The 18,519-nt window shown below is 64.0% G+C and carries 19 protein-coding genes and 3 pseudogenes; 6 read left to right on the forward strand and 16 right to left on the reverse strand.

Annotated features, from left to right (window positions below):
* Positions 1-68: 68 nt before the first annotated feature.
* The 3 genes from ACSKB8_RS14345 to ACSKB8_RS14355 all read right to left on the reverse strand — a co-directional run bounded on the left by ACSKB8_RS14345 (position 69) and on the right by ACSKB8_RS14355 (position 4,446).
* Positions 69-1,613 (reverse strand): sensor histidine kinase, encoded by a 1,545-nt coding sequence (locus ACSKB8_RS14345; protein ID WP_438104772.1) that lies wholly within the window; start codon positions 1,611-1,613, stop codon positions 69-71.
* A 292-nt stretch (positions 1,614-1,905) separates the two neighbouring features.
* Positions 1,906-2,649 carry a protein-L-isoaspartate(D-aspartate) O-methyltransferase gene (locus tag ACSKB8_RS14350; protein WP_438104774.1) on the reverse strand — a complete coding sequence of 248 codons (744 nt, stop codon included), beginning with the start codon at positions 2,647-2,649 and terminating at the stop codon, positions 1,906-1,908.
* Between the two features lie 306 nt (positions 2,650-2,955).
* Positions 2,956-4,446 carry a hypothetical protein gene (locus tag ACSKB8_RS14355; protein WP_438104775.1) on the reverse strand — a complete coding sequence of 497 codons (1,491 nt, stop codon included), beginning with the start codon at positions 4,444-4,446 and terminating at the stop codon, positions 2,956-2,958.
* Between the two features lie 389 nt (positions 4,447-4,835).
* Here ACSKB8_RS14355 and ACSKB8_RS14360 point away from each other — a divergent pair, with 389 nt between their 5' ends.
* On the forward strand, positions 4,836-5,000 hold the full coding sequence (locus ACSKB8_RS14360; RefSeq protein ID WP_014492421.1) for a Flp family type IVb pilin: 165 nt from the start codon (positions 4,836-4,838) through the stop codon (positions 4,998-5,000).
* 401 nt (positions 5,001-5,401) lie between these two features.
* Positions 5,402-6,082: a helix-turn-helix domain-containing protein gene (locus ACSKB8_RS14365; protein ID WP_438104777.1), complete on the forward strand. Its 681-nt coding sequence runs from the start codon at positions 5,402-5,404 to the stop codon at positions 6,080-6,082.
* Between the two features lie 98 nt (positions 6,083-6,180).
* Here the strand turns inward: ACSKB8_RS14365 and pyk are convergent, their stop codons facing one another.
* Positions 6,181-7,665, reverse strand: a complete 1,485-nt coding sequence (gene pyk / locus ACSKB8_RS14370; RefSeq protein ID WP_438104779.1) for a pyruvate kinase — start codon at positions 7,663-7,665, stop codon at positions 6,181-6,183.
* Entirely contained in the window at positions 7,662-8,255 is a 594-nt protein-coding gene (locus tag ACSKB8_RS14375) for a DUF1036 domain-containing protein (RefSeq protein ID WP_091888194.1), read from the reverse strand. Before ACSKB8_RS14375 ends, pyk begins: the two co-directional genes overlap by 4 nt.
* Before the next feature lie 169 nt (positions 8,256-8,424).
* Here ACSKB8_RS14375 and ACSKB8_RS14380 point away from each other — a divergent pair, with 169 nt between their 5' ends.
* The 3 genes from ACSKB8_RS14380 to ACSKB8_RS14390 all read left to right on the forward strand — a co-directional run bounded on the left by ACSKB8_RS14380 (position 8,425) and on the right by ACSKB8_RS14390 (position 11,047).
* On the forward strand, positions 8,425-8,730 hold the full coding sequence (locus ACSKB8_RS14380) for a DUF1244 domain-containing protein (RefSeq protein WP_438104781.1): 306 nt from the start codon (positions 8,425-8,427) through the stop codon (positions 8,728-8,730).
* Positions 8,731-8,924: 194 nt separating this feature from the next.
* Positions 8,925-9,197: a DUF2312 domain-containing protein gene (locus ACSKB8_RS14385; RefSeq protein WP_018641571.1), complete on the forward strand. Its 273-nt coding sequence runs from the start codon at positions 8,925-8,927 to the stop codon at positions 9,195-9,197.
* Positions 9,198-9,283: 86 nt separating this feature from the next.
* Positions 9,284-11,047, forward strand: coding sequence for an adenylate/guanylate cyclase domain-containing protein (locus ACSKB8_RS14390; protein ID WP_438104782.1), 1,764 nt, complete (start codon positions 9,284-9,286; stop codon positions 11,045-11,047).
* Positions 11,048-11,100: 53 nt separating this feature from the next.
* Here the strand turns inward: ACSKB8_RS14390 and ACSKB8_RS14395 are convergent.
* Positions 11,101-11,528: pseudogene (locus ACSKB8_RS14395) on the reverse strand (DUF882 domain-containing protein); the annotation flags it as partial.
* Here ACSKB8_RS14395 and ACSKB8_RS14400 point away from each other — a divergent pair.
* Positions 11,476-12,123, forward strand: a pseudogene (locus tag ACSKB8_RS14400) (winged helix-turn-helix domain-containing protein); the annotation flags it as partial. The pseudogenes ACSKB8_RS14395 and ACSKB8_RS14400 sit on opposite strands and share 53 nt — an antisense overlap.
* Positions 12,124-12,242: 119 nt before the next feature.
* Here the strand turns inward: ACSKB8_RS14400 and ACSKB8_RS14405 are convergent.
* The 10 genes and pseudogenes from ACSKB8_RS14405 to flaF all read right to left on the reverse strand — a co-directional run bounded on the left by ACSKB8_RS14405 (position 12,243) and on the right by flaF (position 18,507).
* Positions 12,243-12,701, reverse strand: a complete 459-nt coding sequence (locus tag ACSKB8_RS14405; protein WP_091879832.1) for a hypothetical protein — start codon at positions 12,699-12,701, stop codon at positions 12,243-12,245.
* Positions 12,698-13,207 carry a flagellar biosynthesis protein FlgN gene (locus ACSKB8_RS14410; protein ID WP_438104784.1) on the reverse strand — a complete coding sequence of 170 codons (510 nt, stop codon included), beginning with the start codon at positions 13,205-13,207 and terminating at the stop codon, positions 12,698-12,700. Before ACSKB8_RS14410 ends, ACSKB8_RS14405 begins: the two co-directional genes overlap by 4 nt.
* A gap of 41 nt (positions 13,208-13,248) precedes the next feature.
* Positions 13,249-13,728 (reverse strand): rod-binding protein, encoded by a 480-nt coding sequence (locus ACSKB8_RS14415; protein ID WP_438104786.1) that lies wholly within the window; start codon positions 13,726-13,728, stop codon positions 13,249-13,251.
* Entirely contained in the window at positions 13,725-14,144 is a 420-nt protein-coding gene (locus ACSKB8_RS14420; protein WP_438104787.1) for a hypothetical protein, read from the reverse strand. The genes ACSKB8_RS14415 and ACSKB8_RS14420 overlap by 4 nt, the downstream gene beginning before the upstream one ends.
* Before the next feature lie 5 nt (positions 14,145-14,149).
* Positions 14,150-14,902 (reverse strand): flagellar biosynthesis protein FliR, encoded by a 753-nt coding sequence (gene fliR / locus ACSKB8_RS14425; RefSeq protein WP_370988451.1) that lies wholly within the window; start codon positions 14,900-14,902, stop codon positions 14,150-14,152.
* Entirely contained in the window at positions 14,899-16,980 is a 2,082-nt protein-coding gene (gene flhA, locus ACSKB8_RS14430) for a flagellar biosynthesis protein FlhA (protein WP_438104789.1), read from the reverse strand. Before flhA ends, fliR begins: the two co-directional genes overlap by 4 nt.
* Before the next feature lie 70 nt (positions 16,981-17,050).
* A complete protein-coding gene (gene fliQ / locus ACSKB8_RS14435; protein ID WP_027572776.1) occupies positions 17,051-17,317 on the reverse strand; it encodes a flagellar biosynthesis protein FliQ in 267 nt (88 codons plus the stop codon).
* The gene (gene flgD / locus ACSKB8_RS14440) at positions 17,314-17,736 is read right to left on the reverse strand and encodes a flagellar hook assembly protein FlgD (protein ID WP_438104791.1); all 423 of its coding nucleotides are present in this window, start codon (positions 17,734-17,736) and stop codon (positions 17,314-17,316) included. Before flgD ends, fliQ begins: the two co-directional genes overlap by 4 nt.
* Positions 17,737-17,751: 15 nt before the next feature.
* Positions 17,752-18,163: pseudogene (gene flbT / locus ACSKB8_RS14445) on the reverse strand (flagellar biosynthesis repressor FlbT).
* The gene (gene flaF, locus ACSKB8_RS14450) at positions 18,163-18,507 is read right to left on the reverse strand and encodes a flagellar biosynthesis regulator FlaF (protein ID WP_128956043.1); all 345 of its coding nucleotides are present in this window, start codon (positions 18,505-18,507) and stop codon (positions 18,163-18,165) included. The pseudogene flbT and the gene flaF overlap by 1 nt, the downstream one beginning before the upstream one ends.
* Positions 18,508-18,519: the final 12 nt, after the last annotated feature.

The raw sequence follows: 18,519 nt of genomic DNA on the forward strand, positions 1-18,519 counted from the left end.
CCACGTCGCGACGGAGCTATTACAACGAAATACTGCCGGCCTTTTTCAACGGAATCGGCCAAAAGAGGTCATCGCGGCAGCGTGATAATGAACTCGGTAAACACACCCAGCTCGCTCTCGACATCGAGGGCTCCGCCGTGTTGTTTGACAATGATGTCGTGGGTCATCGACAGACCGAGCCCTGTGCCTTCGCCAGCTGGCTTGGTAGTGAAGAAGGGATTGAACATTTTTTCCTTCACCTCGACCGGAATCCCGGTGCCGTTGTCGCGGATGCGAATTTCGATCTTGTCGTCAAGGTTGTTCGTGGTCGCACTCAGCACAGGCTCAAAGGTCTCGTCTCCCGCCTCGGACTTGCGCCTGGTGGTAGCATAGAAGCCGTTGGAGATCACGTTGAGCAGCGCGCGCGTGATCTCCTGCGGATATACCTCGATTTCGCCCGCGTCGGGGTCGAGGTCCTGCGTGAGCGTGATGTTGAAGTCGGACTTCTCTGCGCGCGCGCCATGGTAGGCTAGATTAAGACTTTCCTGGACCAGGGCATTGATGTCGGCGAGGCGGCGCTCGCCCGGTCCCTCGCGTGAGTGCAGCAGCATGTTCTTGACGATGGAATCGGCCCGCTTGCCGTGCTGCACGACCTTTTCGAGGTTGCTCTTCAAAAGCGCCGTCAGCTCATCGACTTCGGTGCGGATCTTGTCGACGAGTTCAGCGGGCTTGAGGGCCTCGTTCAACTCCTCGGTCAACTCCGCTGAAAGGGCTGCGAAATTATTGACGAAGTTGAGCGGGTTCTTGATCTCGTGCGCAATGCCCGCGGTGAGCTGGCCGAGCGACGCCAGCTTCTCGGTCTGCACCAGGCGATCCTGCGCGGCGCGCAGGTCGTCGAGGGAACGAGTCAAATCGTCAGTGCGCTCGCGCAGCTCGCGGAGCAGTCGTGTGTTTTCGATGGCGATCACCGCTTGTGCCGCAAAATTTTCCAGCAACTCGACCTGCTTGTCGCTGAACTCTTGCACTTCCTTGCGGTAGACAGCAAAGCCACCGACAAGCTCGCTCTCCTTGAGCATCGGCACAATCAGAACGGTGCGGGCTGCGGCGACCTTGTAGATCAGATCGTCGGGATGCTCTGTGGCGATATCGGCAATGTGAACCAGCGCCTTGGTCTCGACGAGGCGCCCCAGCGAAGGCGCCCCATCAAACGGCGCGATGAAGTGTGGCGGCGTTTCCTGGTCGGGCGCGTACAATTGCGGCACGTTTTGCGCGGCCATTCGCGCCACCCGCCGCAACCTGTCGCCTTCGTATAGGAGCAGCGTCCCAAAACTGGCGCTGCAGATGCGCACGGCATTTTCCAGCATGGCCTCGAACACCGGCCCAAGCTCACCAGGCGAGCTGGATATGACTTGCAGCACTTCCGAAGTCGCGGTCTGCTGCTCCAGCGCTTGATCCAGCTCTACAGTCCGACGTTCAAGCTGCGCCTGTAGATCGGCAACCGAAACTGCCTCGCGACGAGTGACAGATGGGGCTATCCCGCACTTGGTCTTGGCCGATTTGCGACCTTTTGGCGCACTTCTCCTGCGGGCTCTCGCCTTGGCTGCCTTGTTGCCCGTCTTTACCACGCGCGTCATTTCCGGCCCCTGGGTCGAGAGCGGGCATCTTATCTGTCTTGGCCATCGGAACGGAAGGGGCGGATTCGCCCCAGTCAGCCGCAGACTAGCCGCTTAACGTCCGAGTTGGGTCAACATGCGAAGAACTTAGGGTGAGCAAATCTAGTCCGAATGCGCCGACAAGCAGACCCTCCACCAGAGAGGCCGCCACTTGGCTGATGGGCTAATTGCTGCCGCTCCAAACGTGCATTCGCGCGAGGCGCCAGCCACCTCCGACAAATTCCGGCTCAGCAAGAACGGGACGTTTGCGAGCTTAGTTTTGTGAACGCGTAAAGGGGACAAAGCGCACGAGAGCGACGGCGCGCGTCGTCGTCTTGTCGGGGGCGATTTTTTCGACGACCGTGAGCTGCTGAGTGGTGTAACCGGGTCCCACCGGCATAACGAGCCGGCCACCTACTTTAAGCTGTTCAATCAGGGGCGGCGGTGGCTGCCCGAGCGCCGCAGTCACGACGATGGCGTCAAAAGGACCGCATTCGGGCCAGCCATCGTATCCGTCGCCAAGCCTGACGCTCACGTTGTCATACGCGAGGTCTCTTAATGTTTTCGCAGCGGTCTCGGCCAATTGCGGGATGATCTCGATGGTGCAGACCTTTCGCGCCAGGTGCGCAAGGACGGCGGCCTGATAGCCCGAACCCGTCCCCACTTCCAGCACAACGTGATCCGGCGCGACCTCGACCAATTGGGTCATCAAGGCCACGATGTACGGCTGCGATATGGTCTGCCCGAGACCGATCGGCATCGGTCTGTCCGCGTATGCGATGGAGCAAGATTGCTCGGGGACGAATAGATGGCGTTTCGTTTGCTCCATGGCCTCAAGGACACTCTCCGACAGGCCTTGCTGTCCCAAGGTACTGGCGGCGGATCGGGCGTATGCCCGGATGGTTTCGACCATGGCGACGCGCTCGCGGACGCATTGCGCGTCCTTTGGTGCGTCCTGAGCGGTCGCTTCCCGGGCCACGACAACCATGGCAAACACGAGCAGCAGCAAGGCCTTCATCGTGCGCTCTCCGAGAAGTAATGGGCTCACGTCGACCGCTCGAGCGCAATGAGCCGATTCGACGCATCACCTCAGCGAAACACGGAGTCCGGCGAACGACCGCAGTGCGTCATGGGGCCTCTAGCGGTCACGATCCATCACCGCATCTGGAAGGGCACGCATTGCCGACCAAAATGCTCTCAAGCAGGATTCCTCACCTAACGTCCATCTTGGGTCAAACGGCGAAATGGCCGCCGTGCCTGCAGTGGTCCGCTCCACACCTGGAAGCGGAGCTCTCATTTGGAAGCGCGGCCTGGGCTTACGTCCTCATTTCGACAGCGTCGCGGCCCCACGCTCGTCATTCTCCCGCACGTGGATGACCGCGATGTCATCCGCATAGATCCGCTTCCAGCCCTTGAGCTGGTCGAGGATCTGCGGGCCCGGCGCATCGGCGACCAATAGCGTCGCGTCGATCTTGTATTCATCGAGCAGGCGCGGCAGCAGCTCGGGCTTCTTGCCCTCCGTCGCCTTGAAGAAGTCCATGACGAATTTCTCGCCATAGAGCTCGGCGCGGCCGTCGACGAAGACGGGGATGTCGCGCGAGATCAGATAGCCGCCGAACTGATAGGCGTTGAAGATGCGTTGCAACTTGCGCTGCTCGAGCAGGTCGACCGCTGCAACCGGCGTCTGCGTCATCGTGAAGCCGAAGCGGTGATGCCCCATATAGAGCGAGGTCGAGGTCCAGCTTGCGGCCACAATCATCAGTGCGCCGAGCGCGGTGACGTAGCGAGCCGGCCCGTGGTCGGCGCCAGTGGCGTCAGCCGGCGGCCGCGAAAACATCTCGCCGAGCGGCTTTGCCAGCACCAGCGGCACCAGAAAGGCAAAGGCCTCGATGCTCCTGACATGGGTCAGCGCGCTCCAGGTCAGGAACAGGATCAGGAAGATCCTGGGCGCCGAGAGCACGAGGCCGCGGTAGTAACCGAGCGCGATCAGGCCGAGCAGCGCGCCCTCGAATGATGTGAACGTGGCGAAGTTCGCCGGCATCCATTCGAAGATCAGCGACAGCAGCTCGCCGAGGCTGAGGATGTTGGTCGCGCCCATCAGCGTTCGCCAGCCATAAGGCGTGCAGCAGCTCGCGATCAATGCGCCGACGCCAAACAGCACCCAGCGTAGGAACAGTTGGAGCCGTCGTCCCTTCTCGGCATGCTCGACCGCCTCGAGCGAGATCGGACCGATCAGCGCAAGGCCCAGCACGAAGCCGCCGTGCAAATTCGCCCAGAGCGCCATCAGCGGCAGCCAGGCCCAGGACGGCGCGCTCCTGCGGTCGGCCGCCGCCATCAAGAGGCCGAGCCACGCCACCATGACGGGCAGCGCCAGGATATGCGGCCGCGCCAGCACGTGATGCAGCGCCAACAGCAGCGCCAGCAGCGCGAACAGCACCGCGCGCGGTGCCTCGATCTGCGCATCTAACAGATGGACGAAGATCGCGGTCGAGAGCGCGATCCCGATCGCGGTGAGGATCACTGGCCCGGCCCAGCCCCATTGCGTGTAGGAGAACGCAAACATCACCTGCGACAGCCACGACGTCGAAATCCAGGGCGCACCGGTCCGCGTGAAGGAATAGAAGTCCGTGTACGGCATTGCGCCGTGGTCGAGGATCCATTGCCCGATCTTGATCTGCCAGAACGAGTCGGAGTCCTGAAGCAGCGTGTCGCTGACAAAGAGGAAGAACAGATAGGTGCCTGCACCGACGCACAACGGCACCAGGGCGCGCGCGCGGCTCTGCACCGCAATGCTGTTGGCAAAGGAAAGGGACATGCCGCCTCGTGGTCCTGTGTCGGTCCAAGCATGATCCGGAAAAGTGTGTCGCGGTTTTCCGGGAAGGTCATGCTCAAACAATAACCTGAAGCGCGATAAACGATTCATCTCATCGCGCTTCAGGCCGAGCGGGCGGCATTGGACCATGCGTGGTCATAACTTCGGGTAAACCGGCGGCGCCGGGCCGATTTCATGTCCCGACAATTTAACCGATTGTTTTCAATTTCGATTTACCATCGAAGAATACACGCAAACCGCTCCGTGTTTCCGCAGTCGAATTAACTGCGGCGAAATTCTTTGCCTCTAGGTTCGGTTTCATGGTCGGGCGGCGCTGGGAAGCCGAAAAGACCAGACCAGTTTGTAGCCCCGTTTAATCTTTGGAGCAGTCTATGAAGAACCTCGTTTCGCGTTTCGTGAAAGACGAATCCGGCGCCACCGCCATCGAATACGGCCTGATTGCCGCCGGCATCGCGCTCGCGATCATCACCGTCGTCAACAACCTCGGCAGCTCGCTGAACACCAAGTTCGGCTCGATCTCGAGCAGCCTGAAGTAAGACTGGACGACTTAGGAATTTCGAGAGCCCCGTCTCGGACGGGGCTCTTTTCTTTTGGGCGAGAGGTTCGCTTCTCGCGCAGGCTCCTTTAACCTCTCCCGCTTGCGGGAGAGGTCGGCGCGAAGCGCCGGGTGAGGGCTCTCTCCTCTTGAGGAATGCGCGGACACCCCACCCCCAGCGCACCTATTGTTGTTGTGCGGCAGGCCATCAAGCCTGATCTCATCGCGCTGTTTGCGGGCCGGCTGGCGCTCCAGCCCGTTCGCTGTGACGCTCCACGCATTTGCATCTTGTCATCCACCCTGAATAGTTGTTCAGTCTTTGCGGGGCGATTTGCATCCTTTGCAGTGACGAAGCGTTCGGCCGCAGGGCGTGTGGCTGGCGTGTGGGACAGGAAGCGCGCCATGGTTTATCGGCGGACGCATCAAGTGGTGAAGCGCCTTGCGGCCCGGCGCAGTGCGATATTGGCCGCGGCGCGGGAGGCTGCGGCGGAGGGCGGGATGGCGGCCGTGCAGATTGCGCCGGTCGCGGTCCGCGCCGATGTCGCGGCGGGCACGGTCTACCGCTACTTTCCCTCCAAGGCCGAGCTGATCTCCGAATTGATCGCCGAGGTCTCCCGCGACGAGCTCGCGGCGATCCGGCGGGCGGCCGACGCCGCGCCGGGGCCGTCCTCAGCGCTGGCGGCTGCCGTCACCACCGTGGCGGTCCATACGCTGTCGCAGCGCAGGCTGGCCTGGGGCATCCTGGCCGAGCCCGTCGATGTCGATGTCAGCGCCTCGCGTCTTGCCAGCCGGCGCGAGATCGCGGGCGAGATCGCCTCGCGGATCGACGCCGCCGTGCGCGCCGGCCATCTGCCGGCGCAGGATACCGCGCTCGCCGCCACCGCGCTGCTTGGCGCGCTGCATGAGGCCCTGGTCGGGCCGCTCGCGCCTGACAATCTCGAAGATCCCGTCAAGATGCGCGATGCGGTGCAGACCGTGACGCTGCTGGCGCTGCGCGCCGTCGGCGTCATGGACGCGCGCGCCAGGGGTCTGGTGGTGCAGCAGACGCTGTTACCGACCGCGAAGGCGCTGGTGGGGGCGTAGAAGTCGCCGTGCGGCCCGGGGCGAGGCCTGATTGCGCTCAGGCCATTGGTCGCACAGGGTTTTTCGAAAAACCGCAGCTCGGGCGCCGAATGCGCCGTCTACTGTGCATGGGGTTGTTTTCGCATTTTTTGTCGGAGCGACCGGAAATCAGATATGTGCGTCCCCTCGGGGCCGACCGAGGCGATGCGCACCATGTTGGTGGTGCCGGGGATGCCGAGTGGCACGCCGGCGACGATGATGACGCGCTGGCCGGCGCGGACGAAGCCGTCCCGGAACGCGATCTGGCCGGCGCGGCCGACCATGTCGTCCTGGTCGCGCGCATCCTCGGCTACAACGCAATGCACGCCCCAGACCACGGCGAGGCGGCGGCCGGCCGAGATGTTCGGCGTGATCGCCACGATCGGCGGCTTCGGCCGCTCACGCGCGACGCGCACGGCGGTCGAGCCCGAGCTGGTCCAGCAGATCAAAGCAGGCAGGTCGAGCGTCTCGGCGATCTGGCGCGCGGCGTCCGCGATGGCATCGCCCGCGGTGGATTCCGGCGCCGGGCGCTGCGCCATGATCACCGAGCGATAGGTCGGGTCGCGCTCGACCTCCTCGCCGATGCGGTTCATGGTTGAGACCGCCTCGACCGGGAATTTGCCGGCCGCCGATTCCGCCGACAGCATGATGGCGTCGGCCCCCTCATAGACGGCGGTGGCGACGTCGGAGACTTCGGCGCGGGTCGGCACCGGCGACTGGATCATCGATTCCAGCATCTGGGTCGCGATCACCACCGGCTTGCCGGCGCGGCGCGCCATCCGCGTCATCTGCTTCTGCAGGCTCGGCACCCGTTCCAGCGGCAGCTCGACGCCGAGATCACCGCGCGCCACCATCAGGGCATCGGAGGCCTCGATGATGTCCGCGAGGCGGTCGATCGCCTGCGGCTTCTCGATCTTGGCCATGACGGCGGCGCGGCCGCGGATCATCTTCTTGGCTTCGAGCACGTCGTCGGCGCGCTGCACGAAGGACAGCGCGATCCAGTCGACGCCGGTGACCAGCGCCGCCTCGAGGTCGGCGCGGTCCTTCGGCGTCATGGCCGAGACCGGCAGGTCGGTGTCGGGCAGGCTGACGCCTTTGCGGTCGCTCATCTTGCCGCCGACCACGACACGCGTCACCGCGTGCTCCTTCGAGGTCTCCTCCGCGATCAGCCGCACCTTGCCGTCGTCGAGCAGCAGCGCATGTCCCGGCCGCAGCGCGGCCAGGATCTCCGGATGAGGCAGGTGGACGCGCGTGGCATCGCCCGGCGCCTTGTCGGAATCGAGCGTGAAGGTCTGGCCGTTCTGGAGCTGGACCGCGCCGTCAGTGAAGGCGCCGAGCCTGAGCTTCGGGCCCTGCAGGTCGACCAGGATGCCGATCGGCCGGCCATAGCTGCTTTCGACGTTGCGGATCGTCGCCACCAGCTCCCGCATCTTGTCGTGCGGGGTGTGGCTCATGTTGATGCGGAACAGGTCGGCGCCGGCCTCGAACAGGCGGCGGATCATCGCGAGGTCTGAAGAGGCGGGTCCCAGGGTCGCGAGAATCTTGATACGGCGAAGACGCCTCATGGCTTACTTCCAGACGGGGGCGGGGCAGCGCCTGGCGGGAGGCCAGGCGCGGGGGGCGTACCACCGGGCGGGCTATTGGGCAAACCCGGCACCCCGCCCGGACCGACCGGGCCGGGCAGGCCGGGCACGCGCTGCTGCGCCGGCTGTTCGTTGGCGTCGGTGAGCTGGACCGTCCAGGCCCGCTGCTCGCCGGTATCGACCTCGAAATAGCCGGTCCGGTCGTAGCCGCGCGCCAGGCAATCCTCGGTGCCGCGGATGGTGAACTCCTTGTCGCGCGAGCACATGAAGGCCTGACCCGACCATTCACCGCCACGGTCGTAGTCGATGGCGTAGATGTAATAGTAACGGGCGACCAACGTTCCCCGCAGCAGGGTCTCGCAGGAGCGGGACGAGATGTTCCACCAGCCCTCGGTGGTCCAGCCCTCGGCGTCCTTGTAGCCCAGCGCGATCCCGACCCGGCTCGACGTGTTGTTGCATAGGCGGAAATCGGCAGACGCCGGGCTGGTCCAGAGGCACAGCAGCGCGACCGCCAGCACCGGGACCAACCGGGCGAGCATGCGAAGGAGGGAGCGGGGAGATTCGGCGATCATAGTCGCGAAAAGCTATATCAGATCATTGACGATTTGGCGTAGGGGCCGGGAACTGACCCAAGGCCGGGGTTTTGGCCCGTTTGCGCCGTGATATGGCAAAATCTGTGACAGGACCCACCTGATCCCGTAAGGGTGACGGCCATCGGGGCAGGTCTTAAGGAATCCAGTTATGGCAATCGACGACAAAACCAGAACGGAGCTCGAGGCGGCCGCTTTCCGCCGCCTGGTCGATCATTTGAGGACGCGGACGGACGTCCAGAATATCGACCTGATGAATCTGGCCGGCTTCTGCCGCAACTGCCTGTCCAATTGGCTCAAGGACGCCGCCGACGCCCAAGGCGTCGCCTTAAGCAAGGACGAGAGCCGTGAGGCCGTCTACGGCATGCCCTACGAGACCTGGAAGTCGAAATACCAGGGCTCGGCCACGCCCGAGCAGCTCGAGGCGATGAAGAAGGTCCATCCCCACGGGCACTGAACGGCCGCCTGCGGCCTGCTGAGTCGCGCCACACAACAGCTTTCTTCGCCTCGCTGCAGGAAGGTGTGGGCGCGCTGTGGACGAGCGCGATGCTGCCTTGAACGCGGAGGGCGCCAACCCTAAGGGTCTACCCAGCACGCGCGGTGAGGATGCCGGCGTCACCTCGTTTTGCCAGTTCCATTGGGAGTACCAAGATGGCCACCTCCGCCGCCGTCCGCGACGACGAGCCCGCGACGAAATTTGCCAAGGACCAGCTCAAATCCATCATCGAGCGCATCGAGCGGCTGGAGGAAGAGAAGAAGGCGATCTCCGACGACATCCGCGACGTTTACGCCGAGAGCAAGGGCAACGGCTACGACGTCAAGGCGCTGCGCACCATCGTGCGCCTGCGCAAGCAGGACCCCAACGAGCGCGCCGAGGCCGAGACCATTCTCGAGACCTACATGCAGGCGCTGGGAATGCTCTGAGGCGTTTCGCCTAGTAGGCGTTGCAGCGCACCAAGCTTGGGCGAAGTCCCTTCATCTGCTAGAGTGCTCGGCGAAGGGACCGAGCGATGGATGTGCCGGGACCAGAGCGCAGGCTTGCCGCGGTCCTCGCCGCCGACATGGTCGGCTTTAGCCGGCTGATGGAAGTCGACGAGGCGGGTACCCTTGCGCGCCTCAAGACCCACCGGGTCGAGCTCATTGACCCGGCCATTGCCAAAAATCGCGGCATCATCATCAAGACGACGGGTGACGGCATGCTCGCCGAATTCCACAGCGTCGTCGATGCCGTGCTGTGTGCCGCCGAGGTTCAGCGCCGCATGGCGCGGCGCAATGCCGACGTCCCGCCGCCGCGATGGATACAATTCCGCATCGGCATCAATCTCGGCGATGTCATCGTCGATCAAGACGACATTTTCGGTGACGGGGTCAACGTCGCGGCGCGACTGGAGACGCTCGCCGAGCCTGGAGGGATCTGCGTTTCAGGCGCGGTGCGCGATCAGGTTGGCGACCGGCTCGACGGAGTTCAATTCGACGATCTCGGCGAGCAGAGCGTCAAGAACATCACGCGTCCGATCCGCGTCTTCCGCATTCGGCTGGCGGAGGGGCCTGCAAGCCTGCCCGACGCGACCAAGGCTGTTACGTCACCGGTAGTCTCAAAGAAGCCGTCCATCGCCGTGCTGCCGTTCGCCAACATGAGCGGCGATCCGGAACAGGAGTTCTTCGCCGACGGTCTCACGGAAGACATTATCACCGAGCTCTCGCGCTTCCACGACTTGCTCGTCATCTCCCGAAACTCAACCTTCGTCTACAAGGGCAAGGCCGTAAAGGTCCAGGACATCGGCCGTGAGTTCGGCGTCGACTATGTCATCGAAGGCAGCGTGCGGAAGGCCGGGGGGCGCGTCCGCGTCACCGTGCAGCTGATCGACGCGGAAACCGACCGTCATATCTGGGCCGAACGTTACGATCGCGAGCTCGAGGATATTTTCGCCATCCAGGACGAGATGACCCGCGCAATCGTCGCGACGTTGCCTGGTCGCGTGGAAGCGGCAGCGCATGACCGCACCAAGCGGAAGCCGACCGAGAACATGCGCGCTTACGAATGCGTGCTGGCTGCAAAGCTCCTGCATCACCGTTCAACACGCGAGGACAACGCGCAGGCGCAGACCCTGCTCAACCGGGCGCTGACAATGGATCCGAATTACGCCCACGCTCACGCCTGGAAGGCGTGTGTGCTCGGCCAGTGCTGGATCTATGGCTGGTGCGCTGACCGCGACGCGACCTTCGAGCAGGTGGCTTCTGAACTCGAGATCGCATTGGCGCTCGACGACAACGATGCGGACGTGCACCGGATCCTCGCCGCGCTCAATCTGACGCGCCACGACTATGAAAAGGCCACCTATCATCAGGAGCGTGCGCTGGCCCTCAACCCGAACTACGATCTGATCGTCGTGCAGCAGGGAGAGCTCCTGACCTGGCTGGGCTTGCCTGAGGAGGGCATCGACTGGATCAGGAAAGCGATGCGTCTCAATCCTCATCATCCCGAGCGATTTTGGAGCCATCTCGGTCGCGCGTATTATTGCGCAGAGAAATACGCCGAAGCCGCCGAGGCGTTTTCAAGGATCACGCGGCCCGACTATACCCATCACGCGTTCCTTGCAGCGATATTCGCGCAGATGAACAATGCCGTCGCGGCTGGCGCTCACGCCGCGGAGGTCCTGAAGCGCGAACCCGGGTTCTCGGTGGCAGCCTATCTCGCAACCCTGCACTACAAGCGCGAGATCGATCGCGAGCGTCACGAATCCGGCCTCGTCAGGGCCGGTCTGCCGGCATGATCGATTCGCGCGAGGAAGAACGGGGCAGGGGAAGCTTTGCCGGGTCGCGGCTCTCAGCGAAGCGCGGCGGTACGCATGACGAAGGACGTCGTCTGGAGCTTTGCGGTCGCGCTGCCCGAGAAGCTGTCGCAGGACAGTCCCTGCATCGGGTCCTCGACAAAACCCATCGCGATCACGGCCTGCGGCTTGACGAAAAGCGGCGCAGCGCCGCCGTATCGAGCTCGCCCATCAGCGTCACCGACATCGCACGGCTGGCGCTCGGTGACAGCATCACGATCTTGAGCCAGATGCTGTCGCCCTTGGCCGCGGAGAGCCGGGTCGCGGTGGCGATCCTGCCATCGATGCTCTTGCCGACCACCGTGTTGATCTCCGTCGCCTGAGCGAGGCTGCGCGTCGCGGAAGCGGGCCGGGCGGAGCGCGGGATCGGCGCGGAATCGGATCTGGCGGCGGTGGACGCCTTCCTGCTCGGGGACTGCGATGCCCGCGGAAGCCTGCCGCGGGCGATGCGCAAGCGCTCCTCGGCTCCCATCATCGCCATGAGCGGCCAGAAGATGCTCAAGAACACGCTGGAGCTGTTCGAGTCCGGCGTCGACGACGTCGTGCACGTGCCGATCCACCTGCGCGAAATCCTCGCCCGAACGGCGGCGATCGCGCGCCGCCGGGTAGGCGAACTGCCAAGGCCCTGCGAGACCAGGATCCAGGTCTTCTTCAACGGTCGTGACCCCGAGATCGCGGGCCACGCCCTCACCCTGCCCCGCCGCGAACTGCGCATTCTCGAATATATGGTGAGCAACCACGGCAAGTGGATCACCAAGACGCAGATCTTCAACGCGGTCTATGGCATCTTCGAGTCGACCTTCGACGAGAGCGTGATCGAGAGCCACGTCAGCAAGCTGCGCAAGAAGCTCCGCGACCGCCTCGGCTTCGACGCGATCGTGGCCCGGCGCTACGTCGGGTATCGCCTCAACATCCCGGCCGGCGAGACGATCGACGTACCGATGCAGGAGCTCGACGAGGTCGGCATCCTCCTGAACAGGGCGCACGCCGTCCCGGCAGCGTATTCGGCAGGTAACTAGCGCGGCAAGACAGCGATACGAAGGCGGCCTTCGCGGAGATATCCCCGCGGAGGCCGGAGTGTTCTGAAGGCTGACGGAAGTGGCAGGAATGCCGCCGAAGCACAGCAGCGAAGAGCGAGCTAGGGCTTCTGCTGGAATTCTTCCTTCGAAACGTAGTTGAAGTCCTCAACCAGGACGTCCTGGACCACGTCGGCCTGCATCCGCTCGTTGACGCGCTGCTTGATGGCCGTCGTGAGGACCGAGAGGTCGTAGCGGGCGAGCTTCCTGAAATCGAGCCGATCGTCGGCATAGATCCTGCGGAAGGCCTCGTCGACGACGAACGGCTCCGGCGGAACGCTGAGCTGGTGCATGGTCCGCGCCTCAACCGTGTAGACGAAGCGCGCGACGATGTAGCCCTGCACGTTGCCGTTCTCGACCATGGGCACGCTCAGCGCCCGCGTCTTCTGATATTGCAGCCCGTCGAGATATTCGTCTTTCGCCGGCAGCAGGCTGCCGTTTTCCTTCCAATAGGCCACGGCGTAGCTCGTGCCTGCGGTGAGGATGCATACCCAGAGCCCGGCCAGCACCAGTCTGATCATTTTCCATCCTGTGTTGCGCGGCCGGTATAGGTGCCGTCCGACTCGGCATCCTTGATCGCCTTGACGATGACGGTCGCGACCTCGCGCACTGCGTCGTAATGCATTTCGAGGACGGAGCGATTCCGCTCCAGCTTCTCGCGCAACCGCTGGATCTCCTCGGTGATCTCGATCTCGCCGCCGAGATGCATCCGTGCCCGCATCAGGCGGACGAATTCGAGCATGCTCCGGCTCTTGCGGGCGCTGAAATCGTCGAAATCGATCTTCCTTCCGGCCGCGAGCGCTGCCGTCTCCTCCTCGACGATGCTTTCGAGCCGGCGGATCGCCGCCAGCAGGCCGCGCATCTCATCCGATCTCGCCGCGTCAGTGCCCTCGATCACCGCCTCGCCGCCGGGATTCGGCAGGAGCACGGGCAGCAGTGCATCGCCTGCTGCTGTTTCCGTCGTCGCCTCGATGTCCGCGACCGGCTGTTCCATCACCAGGGCCGCCGCGCCTTGTTGTGCCTGCATAGGAAATTCACCCTTCAACTTCTGTCACCATTCCCGGATCATCATCCGGCCTTCCCCGTAACGTCCGGTCCTGCCGGATGCGCGGCAGCGAGCTGCCTGGCGATGCCAATGCCCTTGCCCTTGGCCAGCTGGCTACCGAGCTGCTCCGCCAGCATCGACTTCCAGACGCCGCCGGCCGTGCCCTTGCCGAAGACCTCCTCCGACTCCTTCGGCAACATCGTCTCGACGAAGGTCTGGAGGATGAAGGCTTCGAACTTCCGGTACACCTCGCCGGAGGCCGGCGCCTTGATCACCTGCACCGGAGCGCCGTTCACTGCACCCGACTGTGCTTCGGAAATCTTCGTCGCGGATTGATCGGCAGCAGCCGCCTTGGCCTTGCCGACCTCCACCTCCATCGTGGCGGCGAAATCGGCGTCCGATGATTTCAGCGCACCGAGCTTCGCGGTGGCCGCGCGCTGCGCCACGGGGTCGGCGGCTTCGAGGACGTCGAGAACGAGGTCGGGTGTCGCTGTCACGATCATGTCTTGTTCCGGCTGGCTGGCCACGGCGTCCACTCGCGCACGGCTGGGCTTGTGCCCGTCATTTCCTCGAGCGATCGCTTCTCCGCGTCGCGAAGCTTGTCGGCGAGCGCTGCTTTCGCAACCTGCTCGAGCTGTTTCACACGGCGGCTCTCCGAGCGAACCAGGTCGAGCTGCTGCGATGCCTGCGCCTGAACCGCGCGGGCGCCGACGCTCATCCTGTTGAGGCGTCGCGCGATCGATTCGCTTGATGATCCCGCCGGCGGCTTCCCTTCGTTGAGGGCCCCGACCAGCCATTCCTGCTCGTCCTGCAGGCTGCGCTCCTGCTGGCGCAATTGCGCAAGCTGCCATTCGGACAGCCGGAGCTGGAGCTTCACCAGCGAGACCATCCGACCGAGCTTGTCCGCGCGCGACGTCATGACCATCACTCCGCCAGCCATGACGAGACGCCGAGCATGAACTGCGTCAGCAGCTCGTCGCTGGTGAGATAGAGCAGCAGGAAGCCGCCGAACAGCACGAAGGGCACCGAGATGAAATAGACCGGTATGGCCGGCGTCAGCTTGTTGATCAGGCCGACCGCCAGGTTGACGATGACCGAATAGACGATGAAGGGGCTCGTGATCCGCAGCGTCAGCACGAACGCTTCCGAGAGGCGGCCGACGAGCTGGTCGAGCGCCATGCTGCCGCCGAGCCTGTTCCCGGGATGCCAGAGGTCGTAGGAGTTCATCAGCCCGCGCAGCACCTGCCAGTGCTGGTCGGTCATGAAGAACAGCGTGGTGACGGCCGCCATGATCAGCGGCACCAGGGCCGGCGCCGGATCGGTGTCGCCGACCGGCGTGCCCGGGATGTTGCTCAGTCCAATCGCGCTCGCCATCACGGTCGCCATGGTCTGGAGCGCGAGGAAGAACACACGCCCACCGAGACCGATGACGCTGCCGACCACGAGCTCGGAGCAGATCAGGAGCGCGAGCGTCAGCGGCGCCGCGTTGTCCGTGAGCGGTTTCAGGACCGCGATCAGGATCGGCGTCAACGCGAACGTCGTGACGAGCGCGACGAACAGGCGGACCTGGGCCGGAACATTGACGCTGGAATAGCCGGGCACCAGCATCAGGCAGGCGCCGATGCGACAGAACACGATGAACGTCACCAGCACGCTGTCGGCGAGGCCACTGATCACGATACGGCTCCGAGCGCCCTGATTTCGGCGCTGCGCGCGACTTCGACATGCGACAGGATCGGCAAGGTCGGGAACACCCGCTCCAGGATCATCCGGACATAGGGACGGGCTTCGGGGGTCACGGCCAGCACCACGCTGGTGCCGTTCTCGGTGAACTTGCGGATCGCCGCGCTGGCTTCGGTCGCGAACTGCTCGATCAGGCGAGGATCGGCGTCGAACTCGACGACATCGCCCTTGCCGTCCCGCTTCAGGCTCTGATGGAACGCCAGGTCCCAACGATTGCCGAGGCGGACCACGTTCAGCACGCCGTTGTCGGAGAGGTCGCCGCAGATCTGCTGGGCTAGACGCGTCCGCACATGCTCTGCGACCTGCTCGGAGCGCCGCACATGCGGCGCTATCTCGGCGATCGCCTCGAGGATGAGGTGAAGGTTGCGGATCGACACGCGCTCGGCGAGTAGGATCTTCAGAATCGCCAGCAGCCCCGAATAGGAGATCTGCGACGGGCAGAGATCTTCGACCAGGCGCTTGTATTCCGGATCGAGCCGGTCGAGCAGGGCGCGCATGTCCTTGTAGGACAGGAGTTGGGCGAGATTCGCCCGGATCACCTCGCTGAGATGGGTGAGCAGCACCGACAGATTGTCGACCGGCTTGCAGCCCTGCCGCTTGACTTCGTCGGTGAAGGCCTCCGTCACCCACAGCGCCTTCATGCCGAAGGCAGGTTCGATCACCTCTTCGCCGGGGACATCGGGCTTTCCGTCCTTGTCGACCAACACCAGCACCTCGCCGAGCCTGAGCTCGCCATGGGCGACGCGCGTGTCGTGGATTCGGATCTGGTATCCCTTGGGATCGATCGACAGATTGTCGCTGAGCTTGATCTCCGGAATCACGAAGCCGTACTGCTTGGCGAACTTCTTGCGGATCTTGGCGACGCGGTGCGCGAGCTCGGTACGCGAGCCCAGGAGATGGACCGAAAGGTGGCCGCCGAGCGCCAGCTCGATCTCCGCGGTCTTGAGCTGCTCCTTGACGGATTCCTTGGCGTCGGCCTGCGCACGTTCGTCGGCCTTGCGCGCATCTTCCTTCTGCTTCAGCGCTGCCTGCCGCTTCGGCAGCGAATAGCCGACGAAGGCCATGACGCCGCCGAGCAGCACGAACGGCGCCATCGGCAGCCCCGGCATCAAGGCGAGCACGAACATCATCAGCGCGGCGGCGGATACCGCGCGCGGATAGCTGCCGAGCTGCCGCAGCACGGCCTGCTCCGCCAACCCCCTGGTGCCGCCCTTGGAGACCAGGAGGCCTGCCGACAGCGACACGATCAGTGCCGGCATCTGCGACACCAGGCCGTCGCCGACGGAGAGTTTCGTGTAGACGTCGGCGGCACGCGACAGCGTCAGCCCGTGATGAGTGACGCCGATGATGATGCCGCCGAAGATGTTGATCGCGGTGATGATCAGGCCGGCGATGGCGTCACCACGGACGAATTTCGAGGCACCGTCCATGGCGCCGAAGAACGCGCTCTCCTCTTCGAGCTCGCGGCGCCGGCGCTGGGCCTCCTTGTCGTCGATCAGGCCCGCCGACAGATCTGCGTCGATCGCCATTTGCTTGCCGGGGATGGCGTCCAGGGTGAAGCGGGCGCCGACTTCGGCGATACGCGTCGCGCCCTTGGTGATCACGACGAAATTCACCGTCACCAGGATCGCGAAGATGATCAGGCCGATGACGAAGTCGCCGCCCATGACGAACTTCGAGAATCCGGCGACGACGTATCCCGCGGCCTGCTCGCCCTCCCCGCCCCGCGACAGGATCAGGCGCGTCGTCGCGACGTTCAGTGCCAGACGCAGGATCGTCGCGATCAGCAGCACGGTCGGAAAGGCCGAGAAGTCGAGCGGTCGCTGGATCCACAGCGCGACCATCAGGATCAGCGCCGAGAGCGCGATGGAGAAGGCGAGGCCAAGATCGATCAGGATCGGCGGTATGGGCAGGAACAGGATCGTGAGCATGGTCACGATACCGCCCGCGAAGAAGGCGTCCGCCCCGAGGCGGCGCGGGCTTGGCAGGCTAGCAGCTAACGTATCGGCCATGGGTCACCGGCAGAGGATCCGCCCGGTAATCTGCCGTGCAAAGCTTACGCGAGGGTGGTGGCCTCGGGGATCAGAAGCCGTGCTCGATCCGCGAATAGACCATCTCGGTGAAGGTGGAGAGATGCGCCCCGATGAACGAGCCGGAGACGGCGACGACCAGGAGAATGACGATGATCTTCGGGACGAAGGTCAGCGTCACCTCCTGGATCTGGGTCAGGGCCTGGATCAGTGCAATGACGGTGCCGACGAGCATTGCGGCACCGACCGCGGGCCCGGAGGCGACGATGATGGTCCAGATCGCGGCCTGGACGATATCGAGGGCGTCCCGCTCGTTCATGATTGGCTGATGGTGAGCCCGGGCCCGACGGCAACCTTCGTGCCGTTCTCGAGGGTCGCGATGGAGCCGTCGCTGTTGATGGAAACCGAAGCGACCTTGCCGCTGAAGCTGGCGCCGGTCGAGTCGGTGAAGCTGACGGTCTTTCCGATCAGCCCGTTGGCCTGCGACAACGACTGTGAGGACAGCAGCGCATCCAGCTTCGAATTGGTCTGCATGGCCTGCTCGACCGTCGAGAGCTGCGCGAACTGGCTCATATATTGCGAGGTGTCCATCGGATTGGTCGGATCCTGGTTCTTCATCTCGGCGACGAGCAGCTGAAGGAAGGTGTTGTAGTCGACGCTGTTGCTCGACGTGGCCGTGGTGGAACTGGTCGAACTGGAGGACTTGCCGGTCGTGTCGGTCGCGCTGGTGACGTTCATCTAGCTTCTCCGCTGTCAGGCAGCCTCGAATGGGGTATGGGTGGTGGCGCCGGCCAGGATCGCCTGCTCCACCGGGAACAGCGCCCGGATCCGCTTGAGCGCCTCGAAGTATCGGGTCGTCTCGACCAGCTTCGTCGACCGCGGCAAGTCCGTCGAGCATCTCGCGGTTCTCGCACACCGCAAGCAGAGCCGCGTGATGCTGCACGTAGAGCGCCGACGCATCCCGGACGTCGGTCGGGTTCATCAGCATGAGCTGCACGATGAAATAAAGCTGCCGCATCGCCGTGGTGGCGTCGGACGCCTGCATGACCTGCCCTTCGAGCAGGAACATTACGTCGTTGACCAGCTCGACGGAGACCTTGCGGTCCACGCGCAGCACCGCGCCGTTGATGTAGATCCGTTCGCCCGCCCGCAAGGAGATCTTCATCAAAGAGCGTCTCGGATCAGGCGGTTGATTTCAATGAGCTGCATCACGTCGTTCGATTTCTCTTCGCGAAGGCGGTCGGCTTCCTTGACGACCCACAGGCCGATCGAGATGATGTCGGCCCGCAGCTTGTCCGGCAGTCCGTTCTCCGGATGCGAGAGATCCTCGATGAAGATCGTCCACAGCCGCCGGACATAGAGCAGGCTCTCGACCAGATCCTCGAGGCGGAATCCGCCTCGCTGAATCCGTTCGAGCCGGTCGATGCCGAGGCTGAGCGCCTGCCGCTCGCGGCCCCGCGCCTCATGGCCACTCTCGTCGACGACCGCTTCATAGGCTTCAAACGTCATCAGAACCACTCT

The organism is Bradyrhizobium sp. BR 1432, assembly GCF_051547705.1.
GTDB lineage: Bacteria > Pseudomonadota > Alphaproteobacteria > Rhizobiales > Xanthobacteraceae > Bradyrhizobium > Bradyrhizobium zhanjiangense.